The organism is Microbacterium arabinogalactanolyticum, assembly GCF_030268005.1.
GTDB lineage: Bacteria > Actinomycetota > Actinomycetes > Actinomycetales > Microbacteriaceae > Microbacterium > Microbacterium arabinogalactanolyticum.
This window is the reverse complement of the sequence record NZ_BRZC01000007.1, coordinates 202,158-220,381: the sequence shown is the minus strand read 5'-3', so window position 1 is coordinate 220,381 and position 18,224 is coordinate 202,158. Positions and strand designations below refer to the sequence as shown.

Genomic DNA, 18,224 nt, shown 5'->3' with positions numbered 1-18,224 from the left:
TCTGATGCAGGATGCTGCCAGCGGACCCGTTCTCGTCGAACTCCGGGGAGTCGACAAACGGTTCGGCGCGACCCAGGCGCTCGACGGCGTGTCGCTCGACGTCCGGGGCGGGGAGGTCCACGCCTTCGTCGGAGAGAACGGCGCGGGCAAGTCGACCCTCGGCAAGGTGATCGCCGGCATCTACGCGGCCGACGGGGGCGAGGTCGTCGTCGACGGCGCCCCCGTCGACCGGTGGAACCCGGGGATCGCGCAGAAGCAGGGGATCGCGATGATCGCCCAGGAGCTGGCGCTCGTCCCCGACCTCACCGTCGCCCAGAACGTCTTCCTCGGTGTCGAGGAGCACCGCTTCGGCATCGAGCGGCGCAACCTCGCCGCGCGCTTCGCGACGCTCGACGCGCAGGTCGGATTCGGCCTCGACCCGGGGGAGAAGGTGCGCGATCTGCGCATCGCCGATCAGCAGAAGGTGGAGATCCTGCGGGCGCTCGCCAGGGATGCCCGGATCATCGTGATGGATGAGCCCACCTCGTCCCTGACCGCGCACGAGATGGCGCAGCTCGAGCAGCTGATGCGGACGCTCCGGGACAGAGGGTGCTGCGTGATCTACGTCTCGCATTTCCTCGACTCGGTCCTCGGCGTCGCCGACCGTATCACCGTGATGCGGGACGGGCGTCGGATCGCGACGGTCGACGCGGCCTCGGTGTCGAAGCACGATCTGGTGACCGCGATGCTCGGCCGCGAGATGGAGCAGGCGTACCCCGACCGTCCGCCGCTCCCCGAAGCATCCGACCCGCTCCTCACGGTGCGGGAGCTCCGCACCACGACCGGGGTCGAGCGGATGAGCTTCGAGGTGCGCCCCGGCGAGATCGTCGGACTGCTCGGCCTCGTGGGCAGCGGGCGGACCGAATGCCTCCGTGCCGTGTTCGGCCTCGACGAGGTCGTCTCCGGCGAGATCCGATTCGGTGGCCGCGACTGGACCGGGCGGACCCCGAAGCACTCGATCGATGCAGGCCTCGTGCTCGTCTCGGAGGACCGCCACAAGGACGGCCTCGTCCTGCAGCGATCGGTGCGCGAGAACATCGGTCTCGCGAGTCTCCCGGCCCGCGCGCGGGGCGGGATCGTCGACCGCAGGAGCGAGAAGCGCACGGCACGTGAGCTCGCGGAGTCGCTCGAGATCCGGCCACCCGACATCGAGCTGCCTGTCGGATGGTTCTCGGGAGGCAATCAGCAGAAGGCCCTCCTCGGCAAGGCGCTCGCCGCGGACCCGAAGCTGATCATCCTCGACGAGCCGACTCGAGGCGTCGACGTCGGAGCGAAGCGCACCATCTACGAGCTCATCGTCAGACTCGCCGCGGAGGGCATCGGCGTGCTCCTGATCTCGTCGGAGCACGAGGAGATCATGGAGCTCGCCCATCGCGCCTACCTGGTCTCCAACGGCCAGACCTTCGGGGAGATCGTCCCCGAGCAGACCACCGTGGAGGACGTGCTGTTCCGGCTCTTCCACGTGACCACCGGAGAGGAGGCGGCAGCGTGACCGAGGCCGCAAACACCACCGTGACGCGGACCCGCGCCAGCAGGAAGTTCTCGCCGAAGGAGCTCGTCATCGAGTACGCGGTCCTGCTCCTGCTCGTCGCCGTGCTCGTCGCGCTCGCCGTGCTGTCGCCGTCGTTCTTCACGTTCGGCAACATCGTCAACATCCTGAACCAGAACGCTCCGCTGGTGATCATCGCCGCCGCAGGGACGTTCGTGATCATCTCGGGCAACTTCGACCTGTCGACCGGCGCGATCTACAGCGTGGCCGGCGTCGTGGCGGCATGGCTCGCGGTGAGCACGGGCGATGTCGCGCTCGCCCTCGGTGCGGCGCCCCTCATCGGCATCGTCCTCGGCGCGTTCAACGGCACCGTCATCACCCGACTCCGGGTGCACTCCTTCCTCGCGACTCTGGCCTCCTCGATGATCTTCACGACGGTCGCGGTGCTCATCACCGGCGGCAGCCTGATCACCGTGACGACGCCGGGCTTCACCGCTCTGGGGCGCAACCGCGTCGGCGGCATCTTCATCGCGGTGTTCGTGATGATCGTCGCGGTCGCGATCCTGTGGTTCCTGCTCTCGCGGACCCTCTTCGGCCGTCGCGTGTACGCCGTCGGCGGCAACGCGGAGGCGGCCGAGCTGTCGGGCATTCACGTGGCCCGCACGAGGGTCCTGGTGTTCGTGATCAGCGGGCTCGCGGCCGGTACGGCCGCGGCGATCGGGGTCTCGCGCATCGCGTCCGGACAGCCGCTCGCCGGCGCCGGGCTCGAGCTGAGCGCGATCGCGGCCGTGATCCTCGGCGGCACGAGCATCTACGGCGGCATCGGAGCCGTCTGGCGCTCTGTCGCCGGTGTCTTCCTCATCGCCCTGATCGGCAACGGCTTCGACCTGCTGAACCTGAACCCGCAGCTGAAGGACATGGTGACCGGGTTCATCATCCTCGCGGCCGTCGGCCTCGCCGCGGCCGGCCGCGGCAAGCGCTAGCAACCCTCTCCCCATTCCGCCCCTGCGGCACCCGCGACGAACGGCCCGGTCGACCCCGGGTCTCCGCAGGCTGCCCTGAAACCCTCAACGACCCCAATACGGAAGGACCGTGTCATGTCCGAGAACGTCCGAATCGCCATCGACGTCGGAGGAACGTTCACCGACGTGGTGAAACTCGTCCCCGAGACCGGCGAGCTCCGCTTCGAGAAGGTGCCGACCACGCCGAGCGAACCGACCGCCGGCGTGCTGGCGGCCTTCGAGAAGGCCGAAGCGCACCCCGCAGATGTCTCGACCTTCAATCACGGCAGCACCCTGGGCCTGAACTCCCTGCTGACCCGCACCGGTGCACGCATCGCGACGATCGCGACGCGCGGCTTCCGCGACGTCTACCTGCTCGGCCGCACCGACCGCCGGGTGATGTACGACATCGCCTATCGCAAGCCAGAGGCCCTGCTCGAGCGCTACGACACCTTCGAGGTGACCGAGCGCTGCATGTTCGACGGCTCGGTGGCGACGCCGTTCGACGACGAGGATGCGCGCGAGGTCGCGCGCGAGATCCTGCGCCGAGGGTACGACGCGGTCGCGGTCGCGTTCCTGCACGCCTATGCGAACCCCGCGCATGAGCTCCGGATGCGCGAGATCCTCGTGGAGGAGGCACCGGGGGTCGAGGTCACGCTGTCGCACGAGCTCTCCCGCGAGTACCGCGAGTACGAGCGCACCAGCACCGCGGTGCTGGATGCCTACATCAAGCCGATCATGCGCAGCTACCTGAAGGCGCTCGAGGGTGAGCTCGAGCGGCGCGGATTCGACGGGCGCTTCCTCATGTCGCGCTCGGGCGGCGGAGCGATGACCGCCTCGGCGGCGCGCGAGCAGCCCGTGAACCTCATCCTGTCGGGCCCGGCCGGCGGCGTCGTCGGCGCCGCCGCCTTCGCGAAGCTGATCGGCAGGCCGAACCTCATCACCATCGACATGGGCGGCACGAGCCTCGACGCCTCGCTGGTGCAGGACGGCAACCCCGTCCTCTATCACGGCGCGGAGTTCGAGGGCCTTCCGATCAACACTCCGTCGCTCTACATCCATACGATCGGCGCGGGCGGCGGCTCGCTCGGCTACCTGGATGAGGCGGGCGCCCTGCAGGTCGGGCCGAAGAGCGCCGGGGCGATGCCGGGACCGGCCGCGTACGGCCGCGGCGGGACGGAGCCGACATTCACGGATGCCGCCCTCGCCATCGGCTACCTCGGCACCGACACCCCGCTCGGCGGTGAGCTCACGCTCGACCGCGAGAAGTCGCTCGAATCGCTGGCCCCGATCGCCGAGGCCCTCGGGCTCAGCGTCACCCAGCTGGCGCGGGGCATGGTGCAGATCTCGAACACCAAGATCATGGGCGCCGTCCGCGCGATCACCATCGAGCTCGGGCACGACCCGAAGGACTTCGCACTGCTGTCGTTCGGCGGCGGCGGAGGCCTCGTCGCGGTCGACGTGGCCCGCGAGCTCGGGATCCCCGAGGTGATCGTGCCCCCGGGACAGGGGGCGTTCTCGGCGCTCGGGATGCTGATGGCCGATGTGCAGCACGACTACTCGCGCACGAGCCTGCAGGCGCTCGAGGACCTCGACGCCGAGGCGGCCGACGCCCTGTACGCCGGCATGGAGGCGGAGGCGAGGGAGACCCTGCGCGCCGAGGGCTTCGACGACGACCGGATGATCTTCCACCGGGTGGTCGCCGTGCGGTACTCGGGCCAGGAGCACTCGGTCACGGTCGACTACCCCGAGGACGGCAGCGATCCCCGCGAGGCCATCCGTTCGGAGTTCGACCGGCTGCATCTGCGGCAGTACGGGCACACCATGGACGACCCCATCGAGACGACGACTCTTCGCCTGGGTGCGGTGGGCGTGGTCGACAAGCCCGATCTGCCGAAGGCGGCGCCCCGCCCCGACGGAGGAGCGCCCGCGCTGCGGACGCGCACGGTCGTGCTCGACGGCGACGAGACGGCGGAGTACGCGCTCGTCTCGCGCGAGGAGCTCATGGCCGGCGATGTCCTCGAGGGTCCCGCCGTCGTGACCGAGCACACGGCGACGACCGTGCTGCATGCCGGTGACCGACTCGAGGTCGGCGCATACGGCGAACTCATCATCTCGATCCAGTACGCGAAGAAGGGAGCCTGACGTGGCCGACGCCATCACCACCGAGATCATCAGGCACGGCCTGCTGGCCGCTGCAGAGGAGGTCGCGCGCAACCTGTGCCGCACCGCCTACAACACCGTGGTCTACGAGATCCACGACTACGGCATCGGCATCCACGACGCCAACGGCGATGTGGTCGCCGACGCACCGGGGATCGCCGTGTTCACCAGGGGCAACGACGCCGGCATCAAGCACTCGATGGAGTTCCTGGGCGTCGACGCCATGGAGCCCGGCGACGTCTTCATCATCAACTACCCCTACTGGTCGAGCGCCCACACCCTCGACCCCCTCGTCTTCGCCCCGATCCACGTGGACGACGAGCTGATCGGCTTCGCCTCGTGCCGCGTGCACGTGACCGACCTGAACCAGAAGGACCCCGGTTACGTCCTCGACTCCACGGACCGCTCGCAGGAGGGGCTGATGCTGCCCGCGTCGAAGCTGTATCGCAGGGGCGAGCGCAACGAGGACGTGTTCAACATCATCCGGTTCAACAGCCGCATGCCGAAGCACACGATCGGCGACATCCAGGCGCAGGTCTCGGCGTGCGTGACCGGGGTGCGCCGCACCCAGGAGCTCGCCGACAAGTACGGCGTCGGCACGCTGACCGAGGCGATGGCGACCATCAACGAGCACGGTGAGAAGCTCGCCAGGCTCGCGCTCGCGAAGCTGCCGAAGGGCACGTGGAGCGCAGTGGACTACGTCGACGACGACGGGATCAACAAGGACGAGCTCGTCAGGCTGCAGTGCACTGTGACGGTGTCCGACGAGGAGATGGTCGTCGACTGGACCGGCAGCGCCGAGAACGTCGAGGGTCCCATCAACCTGCCGCCGGGGCAGACCGAGGCGCTCTCCAGCCTGATCTTCAAGTCGCTCACGACGCCGGACTCCCCGGTCGTCGCGGGCAACTTCGCCCCGCTGCGCGTGGTCACCGTGCCCGGCTCGGTCATGCACGCGGTGTCGCCGATGCCCACGTTCACTCTCTGGACCGGCCTCCTCGCCGGCGAGGTGATCCTCAAGGCCCTGGCTCAGGGGATGCCGGAGCTCGTGCCCGCCTGCTCGGGCGGCGACGTGTGCTCCATGATGGGCCTCGGCGTGAACCCGCGCACCGGCGAGCCGTGGCAGGAGGCGACCAACGAAGCCGTCGGCTTCGGCGGCACCGCGCGCCACGACGGCGAGGACGGGATCATGCACCTCTCGGAGCCCGGATGCCGCAACAACCCGGTCGAGGTGCTCGAGGCGAAGTCCTCGATGATCATCGAGCACTACGGCTATCGCGCCGACACGGGCGGTGCAGGCGAGCACCGCGGCGGGGTCGGAGTGAGCCGGTCGTACCGCTTCACAGCACCAGCCACCGGCATCTGCCTCGTCTACAAGACGAAGACGGAGCCGTGGGCGATCGACGGCGGCGCGGTCGGGAAGCCGAATCGGGTCGTGCTCAACCCCGGCACCGACCGCGAGGTCGTGCAGGGCGGCAGCTACAACCGGCTCGAAGCGGGCGACGTGCTCGTCAACCAGACCGGCGGGGGAGGCGGGTACGGAGACCCGTTGCGCCGTGATCCCGTCGCCGTCGCGCACGACGTGCGAAACGGATTCGTCTCGCACCGCTCGGCGGAACGCGACTACGGCGTGGTAGTGACGGCCGACTTCGGCGTCGACGAGAAGGCGACGGCCGCGATCCGGGGTCGATGAGTCTCCGCGGTGGTGCGTCCGGGGTCTCCGGGCGCACCACCGCCCCCCGAGCACATGCCGCCTGCTGCATATCGCCCCGCGTAGCATGAGGACAGCGATCGGCATCCGCCCTTGGCTTCCAAAGCTCAAGGGCTCCGATCGACAGGAGAGCACCATCTCACTCGCTCAGGTCGACACGATCAAGACCACCGCTCCCGCCCAGGGACGCATCCGACAGACGTACTCCGGCACCACGGAGTTCCCGCCGATGGCGCGCGCCTACAAGGATGTGCTGAACGTCATCCGCGATCTGGGCCTGCTGCGGCGCACGCCGGTGTTCTACACGCTGGTGGGGGTCGCTCTGCTGCTCGGCTTCGCGGGATGCGCAACCGGCTTCATCCTGCTGGGGGACAGCTGGTTCCAGCTGCTCATCGCGGCCGCGCTCGGCATCCTGTTCACCCAGGTCGCCTTCCTCGCACATGAGGCCGCGCACCGGCAGATCCTCTCGTCGGGCCCGGCGAACTTCCGTCTCGCACGCGTGCTCGCGGGGCTCATCGGCATGAGCTACTCCTGGTGGGATTCCAAGCACACCAAGCACCACGGCAACCCGAACATGGTCGGCAAGGACCCCGACATCGAGGTCGACACGATCTCCTTCCTCGACGAGGACGCGGCCCGCTCCCGCGGGGTCATCCGCTGGATCACGCAGCGCCAGGGGTGGCTGTTCTTCCCGCTGCTCACGCTGGAAGGACTGAACCTGCATCGTCTGAGCGTGGTGCATCTGGTCACGCCCGGTCGCGTGAAGGGGCGCTGGACCGAGATCGGCATCATCTCCCTGCGGTTCGCTCTGCTGCTGACGCCGCTGTTCCTGTTCCTTCCCGTGGGGATGGCCTTCGCGTTCCTGGGCGTGCAGCTGGCCGTGTTCGGCGTCTACATGGGTGCCTCCTTCGCCCCGAACCACAAGGGCATGCCGATCATCTCCCCGGACGCGCGGCTCGACTTCTTCTCGAAGCAGGTGCGCACCTCGCGCAACGTGACCGGCGGCTGGTGGGCGACCTGGCTGTTCGGCGGCCTGAACTACCAGGTCGAACATCACCTCTTCCCGAGCATGTCGCGTCTGAACCTCTCCCGCGCCCGCGAGGTGGTCCGAGACTACTGCGCGGCGAATGACGTGCCGTACACCGAGACGACCGTGCTGCAGTCCTACGGCATCGTCGTCCGCTACCTGAACCGGGTCGGCCTCGCCGCACGCGATCCCTTCGACTGCCCGATCACCGCCCAGTACCGTCGGGTGTGATCCCGCTCCTTGCAGATCTCGGCCGCGCAGTCAATGCGGAAGCCGAACGCGCGACGCCGTCCTAGAGTCTCCAGACGTGCGGCACCCGAGCCGCAGGATTCAGGAGTGATCGATGCCTGCCATCGACGATCAGGCGACGCAGTCGCTGCTCGACGGTCGATATCGCCTCGAAGCGTGCGTGGGACGAGGGGCGACGTCCATGGTGTACCGCGCCGAGGATCTGCTGCTGGGCAGAACAGTGGCGATCAAGCTGCTGCGTCAAGCCGACGAGACCCCCATCTCGCTGGAGCGGGTCCGCACCGAGGTGGCGCTGCTGGCGAATCTGAAGCATCCCTCCCTGGTCACCCTGTACGACGCGCGACTCGATCCCGGGCAGCCGCACTATCTGGCGATGGAGTACGTCGAGGGCCCCACACTCGCCTCGCGACTGATCGGCGGGCCGCTGTCCGGAGTCGAGGCGGCTTCGGTCGCCCACGATCTCGCAGCGGGACTGGATGCCGTGCATCGGGCCGGCATCATCCACCGGGACGTCAAGCCCTCGAACGTGCTGATGCCCGAAGCACCCCGCCCCGGCGATCACGCCTCCGCGAAGCTGACGGACTTCGGCATCGCCTTCGACGTCGATGATCCGAGGCGCACATCGCCGGGCATCGCCATCGGCACCGCTGCCTACATGGCGCCGGAGCAGGTGCGCGTCGCCGATCTGACGACCGCGGTCGACGTGTACTCACTCGGTCTCGTCCTGATCGAGGCGCTCACCGGCGAGCCGGCGTTCCCGGTCGCGGGTGGGGTGCAGACCGCGCTGCGGCGGCTGACCGAGCGTCCGGCCATTCCGGAATCACTGGATGCCGGATGGCGAACGCTGCTCGCACGCATGACACGCGACGATCCGGCGGAGCGGCCCTCGGCCGCCGAGGTGGCAGCGGAGGCCGAGGCGATCCGACGCACCGAGACCTCCGGTGGCGGCATCGGCACCGCCCCTCCGGCCCCCACCCGGGCATCCCGCCGCGATGTGCAGACGAACTCCGATGACGACGCGCCGACCGGGCGGACGCGGGCGTACACCGCAGCCGCGGTCGTACCGCCACCGCGCTTCCGACGGACGCGGATCGCCGTCGCCGCGGCGCTGGGGGCGGCGGCGCTGTCACTCATCGCCTTCCTCGGGTTCCACGGCGTCGCGCCCGCAGCCGAATCGCCCGCCCGGATCGCCGTGCATGCGCCTCAGACGTCTCCGCCAGCATCGCCCCCCGCCGACCCAGCTGCGCAGCAGACGTCGACCTCGAGCTCCGGCGCGACCTCGGGGCAGGGCTCGACGACGAGTCAGCCGAACCCGAACAAGGGCCCGGGCAACAACTCGGGGAAGGGTCAGGGGAGCTCAGGACACGGCAAGGGCCACTGATGCGACCGGGCGCCCTGCCTCAGCGACCGAGCGCCCTGCCTCAGCGGCGGTGGGCCCGGTAGTACGCCAGGAGGGCCTTGGTCGATGCGTCCTGCGCCTCCAGGGCATCGGCGTCGCCCTCGATCGCAGGGGCGATCTGCAGGGCGAGCTGCTTGCCGAGCTCCACACCCCACTGGTCGAAGGAGTTGATGCCCCAGATCACGCCCTGCGTGAAGGTGATGTGCTCGTAGAGCGCGATCAGCTCGCCGAGGACGCGCGGCGTGAGGGCATCGGCGAAGATCGACGTGGTCGGGCGATTGCCGGGGAAGGTGCGCGCGGCCACGAGCGCTCCCGTGGTGCCCTCGGCCTCGACCTCCTCCGCCGTCTTGCCGAACGCCAGGGCCTTGGTCTGCGCGAGGAAGTTCGCCAGGAACAGGCCGTGCACATCGCGGCCGTCGTCCTGCAGCGGATAGGCAGGGTTCACGAAGGCGATGAAGTCCGCCGGGATCAGCCGGGTGCCCTGGTGGATCAGCTGGTAGAACGCGTGCTGGCCGTTGGTGCCCGGCTCGCCCCAGAAGACCTCACCGGTGGTCGTGGTGACGGGGCTCCCGTCCCAGCGCACCGACTTGCCGTTGGACTCCATGGTCAGCTGCTGCAGGTACGCGGCGAAGCGACTCAGCTGCTGCGCGTAGGGAAGCACGGCGTGCGACTGCGCGCCGAGGAAGTTCGTGTACCAGACATTGAGCAGCCCCATCAGGACCGGCACGTTCTGCGCCAGCGGCGTGGTGCGCACGTGCTCGTCGACGGCGTGGAAGCCGGCGAGCAGATCGCGGAACACCTCGGGGCCGAACACGACGGCCAGCGACAGACCGATCGCGGAGTCCACCGAGTAGCGGCCGCCCACCCAGTCCCAGAACCCGAACGCGTTGGCCGGGTCGATGCCGAAGGCGGCGACCTTGTCGAGGGCCGTGGAGACCGCCACGAAGTGGTGCGCGACGGCATCCGTCCTGCTCTGCTCGTCGTCGCCGATGGCACCGGATGCCGACAGCCCCGCCCACAGCCAGTCGCGGGCGAGGCGCGCGTTGGTGAGCGTCTCCAGCGTGGTGAACGTCTTGGAGGCGACGATGAACAGGGTCGTCTCGGGGTCGAGGTCCGCGGTCTTCTGCGCCAGGTCGGTGGGGTCGATGTTCGACACGAAGCGTGCCTGGATGCCCGCATCCGCGTACGGCTTCAGCGCCTCGTACACCATCACCGGACCGAGATCGGAGCCGCCGATGCCGATGTTGACGACGTGCGTGACCTTCTTGCCCGTGACGCCCTTCCACTCGCCCGAGCGCACGCGGTCGGCGAAGGCGGAGAGCGCGTCGAGCACCGACTGCACATCGGCATCCACGTCCTGTCCGTCCACGACCAGCGCGGGCGTCGCCCCCGCCGGACGACGCAGTGCCGTGTGCAGCACCGCGCGGTCCTCGGTGGTGTTGATGTGCTCGCCGGCGAGCATCGCCGCGTAGCGCTCGGCGACGCCGGTCTGCTCCGCCAGGCGCACGAGCGCGGCGAGGATGTCGTCGGTGACGAGGTTCTTCGACAGGTCGACGTGCAGGTCTGCCAGCGGCAGCGAGAGCCTCTCGACACGGCCCGGGTCGGCGGCGAACCAGCCGCGCAGATCGGGGGAGAAGCCCGTGCTGAGGGACGTGAGCTCGGCCCAGGCGGAGGTGGTGGTCGCATCGATCGGAGCGGTCATGCATGCAACGTTAGCGCCGGATGCGGGCATCCGCGCCTCCGTGTCGCAACCCAGCCGGCGCACATGAGACGGACATCCCCGGGGACTATCGTCGCCGCATGCTCGAGGCGATTCCGAACCGGTCGGGAGCGATCGACCTCGTCCGCATCATCGCGGTCGGGGCGATCGTCGCAGGGCATGTCTTCACCCGCGATCTGACCGGCGACCTGCTCTACACCTGGCACGTCGCGGTGTTCTTCGTGCTCTCCGGGTATCTGTGGAAGCCCGGCCGCTCCTTCCGCGCCGAACTGACCCGGCGCTGGCGATCGCTCGCGCGGCCGTACCTGGCGGGGTTCGTCCTGCTGACGATCGCGCTGCTGTCCATGGGCTTCCCCGACACCCTGCAGCGCCTCCTCGGCGGTCTGTACGGCGGCGGAGTGGCGGGGATGCCGTACATCACGCTCTGGTTCATCTCCACGCTGTTCTTCACCGCGCTCCTGCTGCGCCTGATCGAACGCCTGCCGCTCGCGCTGCAGTGGATGCTGGGCATCGCCGGTGCCGTCGCCGGCTGGATCTGGGGATCCGCGCTCTCGGACACCCCACTCGGCATCGGCATGGCCGCCACGAGCCTGATCTACCTGCTGGTCGGCGACGCTCTGCGACGCGTGCGCGACCGGGCGCGCGCGCCCGCGCTCACAGGCATCCTGCTCATCGCGACCGGTGCCGCGCTCGTGGCGAGCGGTCTGTCGGACTTCATCGACATCAAGCAGGGCGACTACGGCACGCCGGCGCTGTCGCTGATCGCGTCGGCCGCCATCTCGACCGGACTGATCCTGCTGGCCGAGGGCGTCGTGAGGCCCGGTCGCTTCTCACAGGTCTGCACCCTGCTGGCTCTGCCGCTGCTGACGATCGTGCTGCTGCATCCGGTGTTCCTCTGGACGCCGTGGCCGGCGTGGCCGACCTTCGCCGCGGCGATGCTCATCCCGCTCGTGATCGGGCTCGGCGCCCTGCGCACGCCCCTGTCGCCGTGGCTCACGGGACAGGCCAGGCTGCGGCGGCCACAGGCCGACCCCGCGCGGTAGCGTTGGCGTGAACCCAGGAGGAACCATGAAGTCAGTCCCGTTCGGATCCGGAGCCGCCCCGGCGGTCATCGCCGGCATGATGCGCATCCCCGACAAGACCGACGCCGAGGTGCGTGAGCTGTACGACACCGCCCGCGCCGCGGGGATCGACTTCTTCGATCACGCCGACATCTACGGCGGCGCCATGCACGTCTGCGAGGACCGGTTCGCCTCGGCCCTGCGGCTCAGCGCCGCCGAGCGCGACGAGATCACCCTGCAGACCAAGTGCGGCATCGTCCCCTCGGAGCAGATGTTCGACTTCTCGTACGAGCACATCGTCACCCAGGTCGAGGGATCGCTGAAGGCGCTGCAGACCGACCACATCGACGTGCTCCTGCTGCACCGCCCCGACGCGCTCGTGGAGCCGGAGGAGGTAGCCAGGGCCTTCGACGAGCTGTCCGCCGCCGGCAAGGTGCGCGCCTTCGGCGTCTCCAACCACACCCCGCGTCAGATCGACCTGCTGCGCACCGCCGTCACCCAGCCGCTCATCGCGAACCAGCTGCAGCTGTCGATCACGCACTCGCCGATCATCGCGCAGGGCGTCGCGGCGAACATGTCGGGCGAGGAGCAGAGCATCGTCCGCGACGGCGGCGGCATCGTCGAGTACTGCCGCATCAACGGCATCACCATCCAGGGCTGGTCCCCGTTCCAGGCCGGCTTCTTCGACGGGGTGTTCCTCGGAAACCCGAAGCACCCCGAGCTGAACGCCGTCATCGACCGGCTCGCGGCGAAGTACGCGGTCGAGCCGATCGCCATCGCGACCGCCTGGATCACCCGCCACCCCGCGCACATGCAGGTGGTGCTCGGCACGACCACGCCTCAGCGCGTGGCGGATGCCGCGGCGGGCGCGGATGTCGAGCTCAGCCGCTCGGAGTGGTACGAGCTGTTCCGCGCCGCCGGCCACATCGTCCCCTGAGCGCCCGTCCCGCGAGCGAGACGTCCCGAGTGAGGAGCCCGACATGAACCCCCTGATCAGCGCCGCCGAACTGAAGGACCGGCTCGGCGAGGTGCGCGTGCTCGATGCGCGCTGGCAGCTCGGCCGTGACGACGGACGCGAGCAGTATCTCGCCGGGCACATCCCCGGTGCGGTGTTCGTCGACGTCGAGCACGAGCTGTCGCGCCACGGCGAGCCGAGTGAGGGACGGCATCCGCTGCCGGACGACGCCGCGCTCGCCGAGGCTGCGCGGCGATGGGGGATCAGAGATGGCGTGCCCGTGGTGGTGTACGACGACCATCGGATGCTGTCGGCCTCCCGGGCCTGGTGGGCGCTCCGCCGCGCCGGTCTCGACGATGTGCGTGTGCTGGACGGCGGGTGGCCCGCCTGGCAGGCGGCGGGAGGCGAGATCGCCACCGGTGAGGTCGAGGCGTCCGAGGGCGACATCGTGCTGGGCGCGCCCGGAGCCACCGGCACGATCGACACGGCGGGTGCTGCGGCCTGGCCGCAGACGGGCATCCTGCTGGATGCCCGTGCGGGAGAGCGCTACCGGGGCGAGACCGAACCTCTCGACCCGATCCCCGGGCACATTCCCGGGGCGCGCAACCTGCCGATCGCGCGGATGCTCACCGAGGACGGGCGGTTCCGGCCGGCCTCCGAGATCGCGGCGGCATTCGACGAGGCGGGCGCCGACGGCAGTATGCCGATCGCGGCATACTGCGGGTCCGGGATCACGGCGGCGCAGCTGGCGCTCGCCGGCGATCTCGCCGGGCGTGAGGTGACGGTGTACCCGGGATCGTGGAGCGCCTGGTCGAACACGCCCGGGCTTCCCGTCGCCACGGGCGAGGAGTGACCAGCCGCAGCCGCAGCCGCCCGGCAGAGATGCCGCGTCGGCTACTCTGAGCGCATGGGTTACCTGGTCTCGCTGCTCGTCCTGGCGCTGATGGTGTTCGCGCTGGTGGACATCATCCGGCGCGACGACTCGCAGGTGAAGTACATGCCGAAGTTCGTCTGGCTGCTGCTGGTGATCCTGCTGCCCTTCGTCGGCAGCGTGCTGTGGTTCGGTATCGGGCGAGAGTATCCCGAGGGCGGCATCCGCCTGCAGCGGCCCGCGCGCGATCGCACCGCGTACCCGCCGCAGCCGACCGCTCCCGCGATTCCCGTCGACACGCGCACCACCGAGCAGCAGCTCGCCGATCTCGAGCGCGAGATCGAGGAGGAGCGGCTGCGCGCAGAGATCGCCAAGCGCAAGCGCGAGCGCGAGCGCGGCGACTCAGGCCCCGAGGCCTGACGCGCGCAGCGCATCATCCAGGTCCGGATGCCGGAACACGTAGCCGGCGGCCGCGAGCCTGCCCGGCAGCACCCACCGGCTCTTCAGGATCAGCTCCGTCTCGGTGCGGATACCGAACGCCCCGATCTCCAGCATCCAGCGCGGTGCGGGCGGGCCGAAGCGCACGCCGAGCGCACGCCGGACCGCTGCCATGAACGTCCTGTTGTGGACCGGGTGAGGGCTGGCGGCGTTGACCGGGCCGTCGAGCTCCGGATGCTGCTCCAGGAAGTCGATGATGCCCGTGACATCGTCGACGTGGATCCAGCTGAACCGCTGCCGTCCGCCGCGGGCGCCCGGGAAGTGCGCGGTGCCCGCGGCGCGGCGGGCACGGGTCACGGGCCACCGGCCGTCGAGCTGCGTGCCTCCCAATCCGACCTTCGCGAGAGTGCGGAGCGGGCCGAGCACGCCGCCGTCGCCCAGCACGATGGCCGTGCGCAGTGCCACGCGGCGGGTGGCGGGCAGCTCGGCGGCGAGCAGGGCCTGCTCCCAGGCCTTCGCCACCTCGACCGAGAATCCGGCGCCGAGCTCGCCGTCGGCCTCCGTCTGCGGACGGTCCTCGGCATGCCGGTAGATCGTCGCGGTGGACGAGTTGACCCACAGCGGCGGGGGAGCGGCGGCCCGGCCGATCGCGGTGGAGAGCACGGCGGTGGTGTCCAGACGGGAGGAGAGGATCATGGCCCGGTTCGCGGGCGTGTACCGGCAGCTGACGCTCTTGCCCGCCAGTCCCACGACGAGGCTCGCGCCGTCCACGGCGGCGTCGATGCCCGCCTGATCCGCCCATCCGAGATCAGCGCCGGTGCGGGAGATCGTGACGACCTCGCGTCCCTCGGCGCGGTACTTCTCCTGCAGGTGCCGGCCGATGAACCCGGTCGACCCGCCGATCACGACTCTGCCTCCGCCGACGACATCTCCACTCATGGAACCAGGCTAGCCAGTTATTTGAACATGTTCAAGAAACTGTTCCGGGGACGGGGACGCGCCCCGTGGCATCCGATGATGCCGCGGGGCGCGTCCCTTGCCGTCAGCGGGTGACCTCGGTGAACCCGTCCGCGGTGAACGCCGCGGCGTCCGCCTCGCCGTTGAGCACGACGCGCCGGCCCTCGCGCAGCGTGACCGCGTCGACGAACGCGCCGCGGCCCTGCGTGTTGGCATCCGTGGTGAGCCGCCAGCGCAGCGTGTCGGTGCCGTCCGGCAGGGTGGCCGTGGCCCTGCCCCAATCGCGGTGACCCTGGTTGTCGAACGTGCCGTCGGTCTCGATGACGCGATCGCTGAAGCGCACCGTGTACGGCACGAGCGACCACGTCGACCCGCCGTCGGGCGACGCCTCGAGGGCGAACACGTCGCTCGACTCCAGATCGGCGAACACGTCGAACGACAGCGACACTCCGCTGTCGGCGGCCACGTCGACCGAGAGCGTGTGCTCGGAGGCATCCTCGGTGCCGCTGAACCACTCCGTCCTGCCCTTGCGGGGCGAGACGGCGAGGGCCTCGGCGAGGCCCTGCGCGATCGCACGACGCGACGGATTGTTCGAACCCCAGGTGCGACTCGGGTGCACCCGGTTGGTCAGCAGCACGACGAACGACCGCGACGTGAAGTCGATCACCAGCGACGTTCCGGTGTACCCGGTGTGCCCGGCGGTGGAGCCGGCGCCGAGCCCGCCCATGTACCACAGCTGGTTCAGCTCGAAGCCGAGACCGTGGGAGTCGCCGGGGAAGGCGGTGTTCTCATCGGTGGTCATCGCCCGCACCGACGCCTCGGACAGGATCCGCTCGCCCCCGTAGGTACCGCCGTTGAGCATGGTCTGCGCGAGGATCGCCATGTCGGCCGCCGTGGAGAAGATGCCGGCGTGGCCTGCCACGCCGCCCAGGCTCCACGCGTTCTCGTCATGCACCGAGCCCCAGACCATGCCCCGGGCGGGGGAGGTCTGGTACTCGGTCGCAGCGATCCGGGGCTTCTTGCTCGCGTCCGGGTTGTAGCCGGTGTCGACCATCTTCAGCGGCGCGGTGATGCCCTCCGCGACCAGCACGTCGAGAGACTTGCCTGTCAGCCGCTCGGCGAGCACGCCCAGCGAGATGAGGTTGAGATCGGAGTACTCGTACACGGTGCCCGGCGGGTTCTTCACCGGCACGTCCATCACCGCCTGGATGCGCGCATCCTTGTCGGAGTACGCGCTCCACAGCGGCAGCCACGATACGAGACCCGATGTGTGCGTGAGCATCTGCCGGATCGTGATCGTCTCCTTGCCGCCGTTCGCGAACTCCGGCACGTAGCTGCCGTAGGTCGCATCCAGATCGACGAGGCCGTCCTCCACCAGCTGCATGATCACGATCGAGGTGAACAGCTTGCTCACCGACGCCATGTCGTAGATGGTGTCCTGTTGCGCGGCGATGCGCTGTGCCTCGGGCAGCTTGGTCGTGCCGTCCGCGTACAGCAGGGAGTCGCCGACGTGATGCTCGCTGACGATCCTGCCCTGGTGGCCCATCACGCCGACCGCCGACGCGTACATCGGCTTGGCGCCCGGAGCAGTCGGGGCGGCGAAGCCGTCGATCGCCGCCCAGGCCTTCTCGATCGGGGCGGGATCCAGCCGGACCGCCTCAGGGGTGCTGTGCCGCAGCATCGTGGAGCCCTTCATGAAACCCGCGTAGGGGGTGTCGAACTGACCGGTCCTGCCCTGGGCGTCGGAAGGCCCGCTGTCCGCGAGCGCCGGCGCGATGCCGCCGGTGAGCAGCATCCCCGCGGCGGTCAGCCCGGCGATCGCGACCGTGGCCCGTCTCCTGCCGGCCATCAGCGCGGCCCTCCGTAGAGCAGGTGCGGTTCTGTGTCGTCGCGGAACCTCTGCAGCTCCGGCTGCCAGGCGGCGATGATCTCGGCCGCGGACGCCCCGGCCTCCAGCTGCTGCTGGAATCGCCCTGAGCCGGTGAGCAGGCCGATCCACCGGCCGCCGTCGCCGCGCCAGGCGAACTCGGGGTAGATCCTGCGCGCCTCGACGAGCATGTGCGTGCCGACCTCGATCGCGTCGACCTTCTCCGCGTCGATGATGTGCACCTGCACGCCGCCGCACACCTTGCCCTGGTTCTTCGAGGAGATCGGGGTGAAGTACGCCTCGCGGAACTGAACACCGGGCAGGTTCCGTGCGTTCAGCGCCTCGGCCCAGCGGTGGTCGAGGTACGGGGCGCCGATCAGCTCGAACGGGCGGGTCGTGCCGCGTCCCTCCGACCAGTCGGTCGCCTCGACCATCCCTGTCCCCGGGTACAGCGTCGCGGTCTGCGGGGTGGGCATGTTCGGGGACGGCGGGATCCAGCGGTCCGCCTGGTCGGGTCCGACCATCTGCCGATGCCAGCCGGTCGCCTTCACGACCTGCAGGTCGGTCAGCTTCTGCTGTCCGGCGCGTTCCATGAAGGTCGCGTTGAAGAACCGGGCGAGCTCGCCGACCGTCATGCCGTGCTGCTGCGAGATCTCCAGCAGGCCGACGCCGGAGGTGTAGCCCTGCTGCAGCACGGGGCCGCGGGCGCGGCCACCGAGCGGGTTGGGACGATCGAGCACGATGAAGCGCAGGCCACCGACCTGGGAAGCCGCCTGCATCGCCGTCCACATGGTCCAGATGTAGGTGTAGAAGCGCACGCCCACATCGCGGATGTCGAACACGACGGTGTCGATGGCGGCGGTCGTGAAGAAGCCGGCGAGCTTCGTCACCGTGGCTCCGTACGCGTCGTACACCGTGACCCCGGTGCGCGGATCGGTGAAGGTCTCCTCGGCCTCGCCCGCCTGCGCGGTGCCGCGGAACCCGTGCTCCGGCCCGAAGACCGCACGCAGGTCGACGCCCCGAGCGATCATGTCGTCGACGATGCTGGTGAAATCGTCCAGCACACCCGTCGGGTTCGTGATCACGCCGACCCTGCGTCCGGACAGGATGCGCCACTTGTCGCCGGCGGCGATGTCGGCGCCGGCCCGCACCGGTCGGCCGGTCGCCGCCGCCGGGACGGTGCCCGCGACGGCGGCGCTGCTGTTGACGGCCGCGCCGGCGGCGGTGGCCGCGGCGACTCCCGCTGCGCCGAAGAGTCCTCGTCTGCTGATGTTCATGAG

Annotated in this window: 14 protein-coding genes; 10 read left to right on the top strand and 4 right to left on the bottom strand. The window is 69.8% G+C overall.

Features of this window, described 5'->3' with window-relative positions:
* The first annotated feature begins 4 nt into the window (after window positions 1–4).
* The 6 genes from MIAR_RS12475 to MIAR_RS12450 all read left to right on the top strand — a co-directional run bounded on the left by MIAR_RS12475 (window position 5) and on the right by MIAR_RS12450 (window position 9,057).
* Entirely contained in the window at window positions 5–1,531 is a 1,527-nt protein-coding gene (locus MIAR_RS12475) for a sugar ABC transporter ATP-binding protein (protein ID WP_285636369.1), read from the top strand.
* A complete protein-coding gene (locus MIAR_RS12470) occupies window positions 1,528–2,511 on the top strand; it encodes an ABC transporter permease (protein ID WP_285636366.1) in 984 nt (327 codons plus the stop codon). The genes MIAR_RS12475 and MIAR_RS12470 overlap by 4 nt, the downstream gene beginning before the upstream one ends.
* Before the next feature lie 114 nt (window positions 2,512–2,625).
* Window positions 2,626–4,674, top strand: coding sequence for a hydantoinase/oxoprolinase family protein (locus MIAR_RS12465; RefSeq protein WP_285636362.1), 2,049 nt, complete (start codon window positions 2,626–2,628; stop codon window positions 4,672–4,674).
* A gap of 1 nt (window position 4,675) precedes the next feature.
* A complete protein-coding gene (locus MIAR_RS12460; RefSeq protein WP_285636359.1) occupies window positions 4,676–6,382 on the top strand; it encodes a hydantoinase B/oxoprolinase family protein in 1,707 nt (568 codons plus the stop codon).
* A gap of 85 nt (window positions 6,383–6,467) precedes the next feature.
* Window positions 6,468–7,658 carry a fatty acid desaturase family protein gene (locus tag MIAR_RS12455; RefSeq protein ID WP_285636356.1) on the top strand — a complete coding sequence of 397 codons (1,191 nt, stop codon included), beginning with the start codon at window positions 6,468–6,470 and terminating at the stop codon, window positions 7,656–7,658.
* A gap of 112 nt (window positions 7,659–7,770) precedes the next feature.
* Window positions 7,771–9,057, top strand: a complete 1,287-nt coding sequence (locus MIAR_RS12450) for a serine/threonine-protein kinase (RefSeq protein ID WP_285636353.1) — start codon at window positions 7,771–7,773, stop codon at window positions 9,055–9,057.
* A 40-nt stretch (window positions 9,058–9,097) separates the two neighbouring features.
* Here MIAR_RS12450 and pgi read toward each other — a convergent pair whose 3' ends face one another.
* Window positions 9,098–10,777: a glucose-6-phosphate isomerase gene (gene pgi, locus MIAR_RS12445; protein WP_285636350.1), complete on the bottom strand. Its 1,680-nt coding sequence runs from the start codon at window positions 10,775–10,777 to the stop codon at window positions 9,098–9,100.
* Window positions 10,778–10,875: 98 nt separating this feature from the next.
* Here pgi and MIAR_RS12440 point away from each other — a divergent pair, with 98 nt between their 5' ends.
* The 4 genes from MIAR_RS12440 to MIAR_RS12425 are packed head-to-tail and all read left to right on the top strand — an operon-like array spanning window position 10,876 to window position 14,102.
* Complete coding sequence (locus tag MIAR_RS12440; RefSeq protein WP_285636347.1) at window positions 10,876–11,838, top strand: acyltransferase family protein; 963 nt, start codon at window positions 10,876–10,878, stop codon at window positions 11,836–11,838.
* A 25-nt stretch (window positions 11,839–11,863) separates the two neighbouring features.
* Entirely contained in the window at window positions 11,864–12,793 is a 930-nt protein-coding gene (locus MIAR_RS12435; RefSeq protein WP_285636344.1) for an aldo/keto reductase, read from the top strand.
* 43 nt (window positions 12,794–12,836) lie between these two features.
* Window positions 12,837–13,664 (top strand): sulfurtransferase, encoded by an 828-nt coding sequence (locus tag MIAR_RS12430; RefSeq protein WP_285636341.1) that lies wholly within the window; start codon window positions 12,837–12,839, stop codon window positions 13,662–13,664.
* A 54-nt stretch (window positions 13,665–13,718) separates the two neighbouring features.
* On the top strand, window positions 13,719–14,102 hold the full coding sequence (locus MIAR_RS12425) for a PLD nuclease N-terminal domain-containing protein (RefSeq protein ID WP_285636336.1): 384 nt from the start codon (window positions 13,719–13,721) through the stop codon (window positions 14,100–14,102).
* Here the strand turns inward: MIAR_RS12425 and MIAR_RS12420 are convergent.
* The 3 genes from MIAR_RS12420 to MIAR_RS12410 form a co-directional block, all read right to left on the bottom strand.
* Entirely contained in the window at window positions 14,085–15,059 is a 975-nt protein-coding gene (locus MIAR_RS12420) for an epimerase (RefSeq protein ID WP_285636335.1), read from the bottom strand. The genes MIAR_RS12425 and MIAR_RS12420 overlap by 18 nt on opposite strands.
* A 103-nt stretch (window positions 15,060–15,162) precedes the next feature.
* Window positions 15,163–16,926: a serine hydrolase domain-containing protein gene (locus MIAR_RS12415; protein ID WP_285636333.1), complete on the bottom strand. Its 1,764-nt coding sequence runs from the start codon at window positions 16,924–16,926 to the stop codon at window positions 15,163–15,165.
* Window positions 16,926–18,221, bottom strand: coding sequence for an exo-beta-N-acetylmuramidase NamZ family protein (locus MIAR_RS12410; protein WP_285636331.1), 1,296 nt, complete (start codon window positions 18,219–18,221; stop codon window positions 16,926–16,928). Before MIAR_RS12410 ends, MIAR_RS12415 begins: the two co-directional genes overlap by 1 nt.
* Window positions 18,222–18,224: the final 3 nt, after the last annotated feature.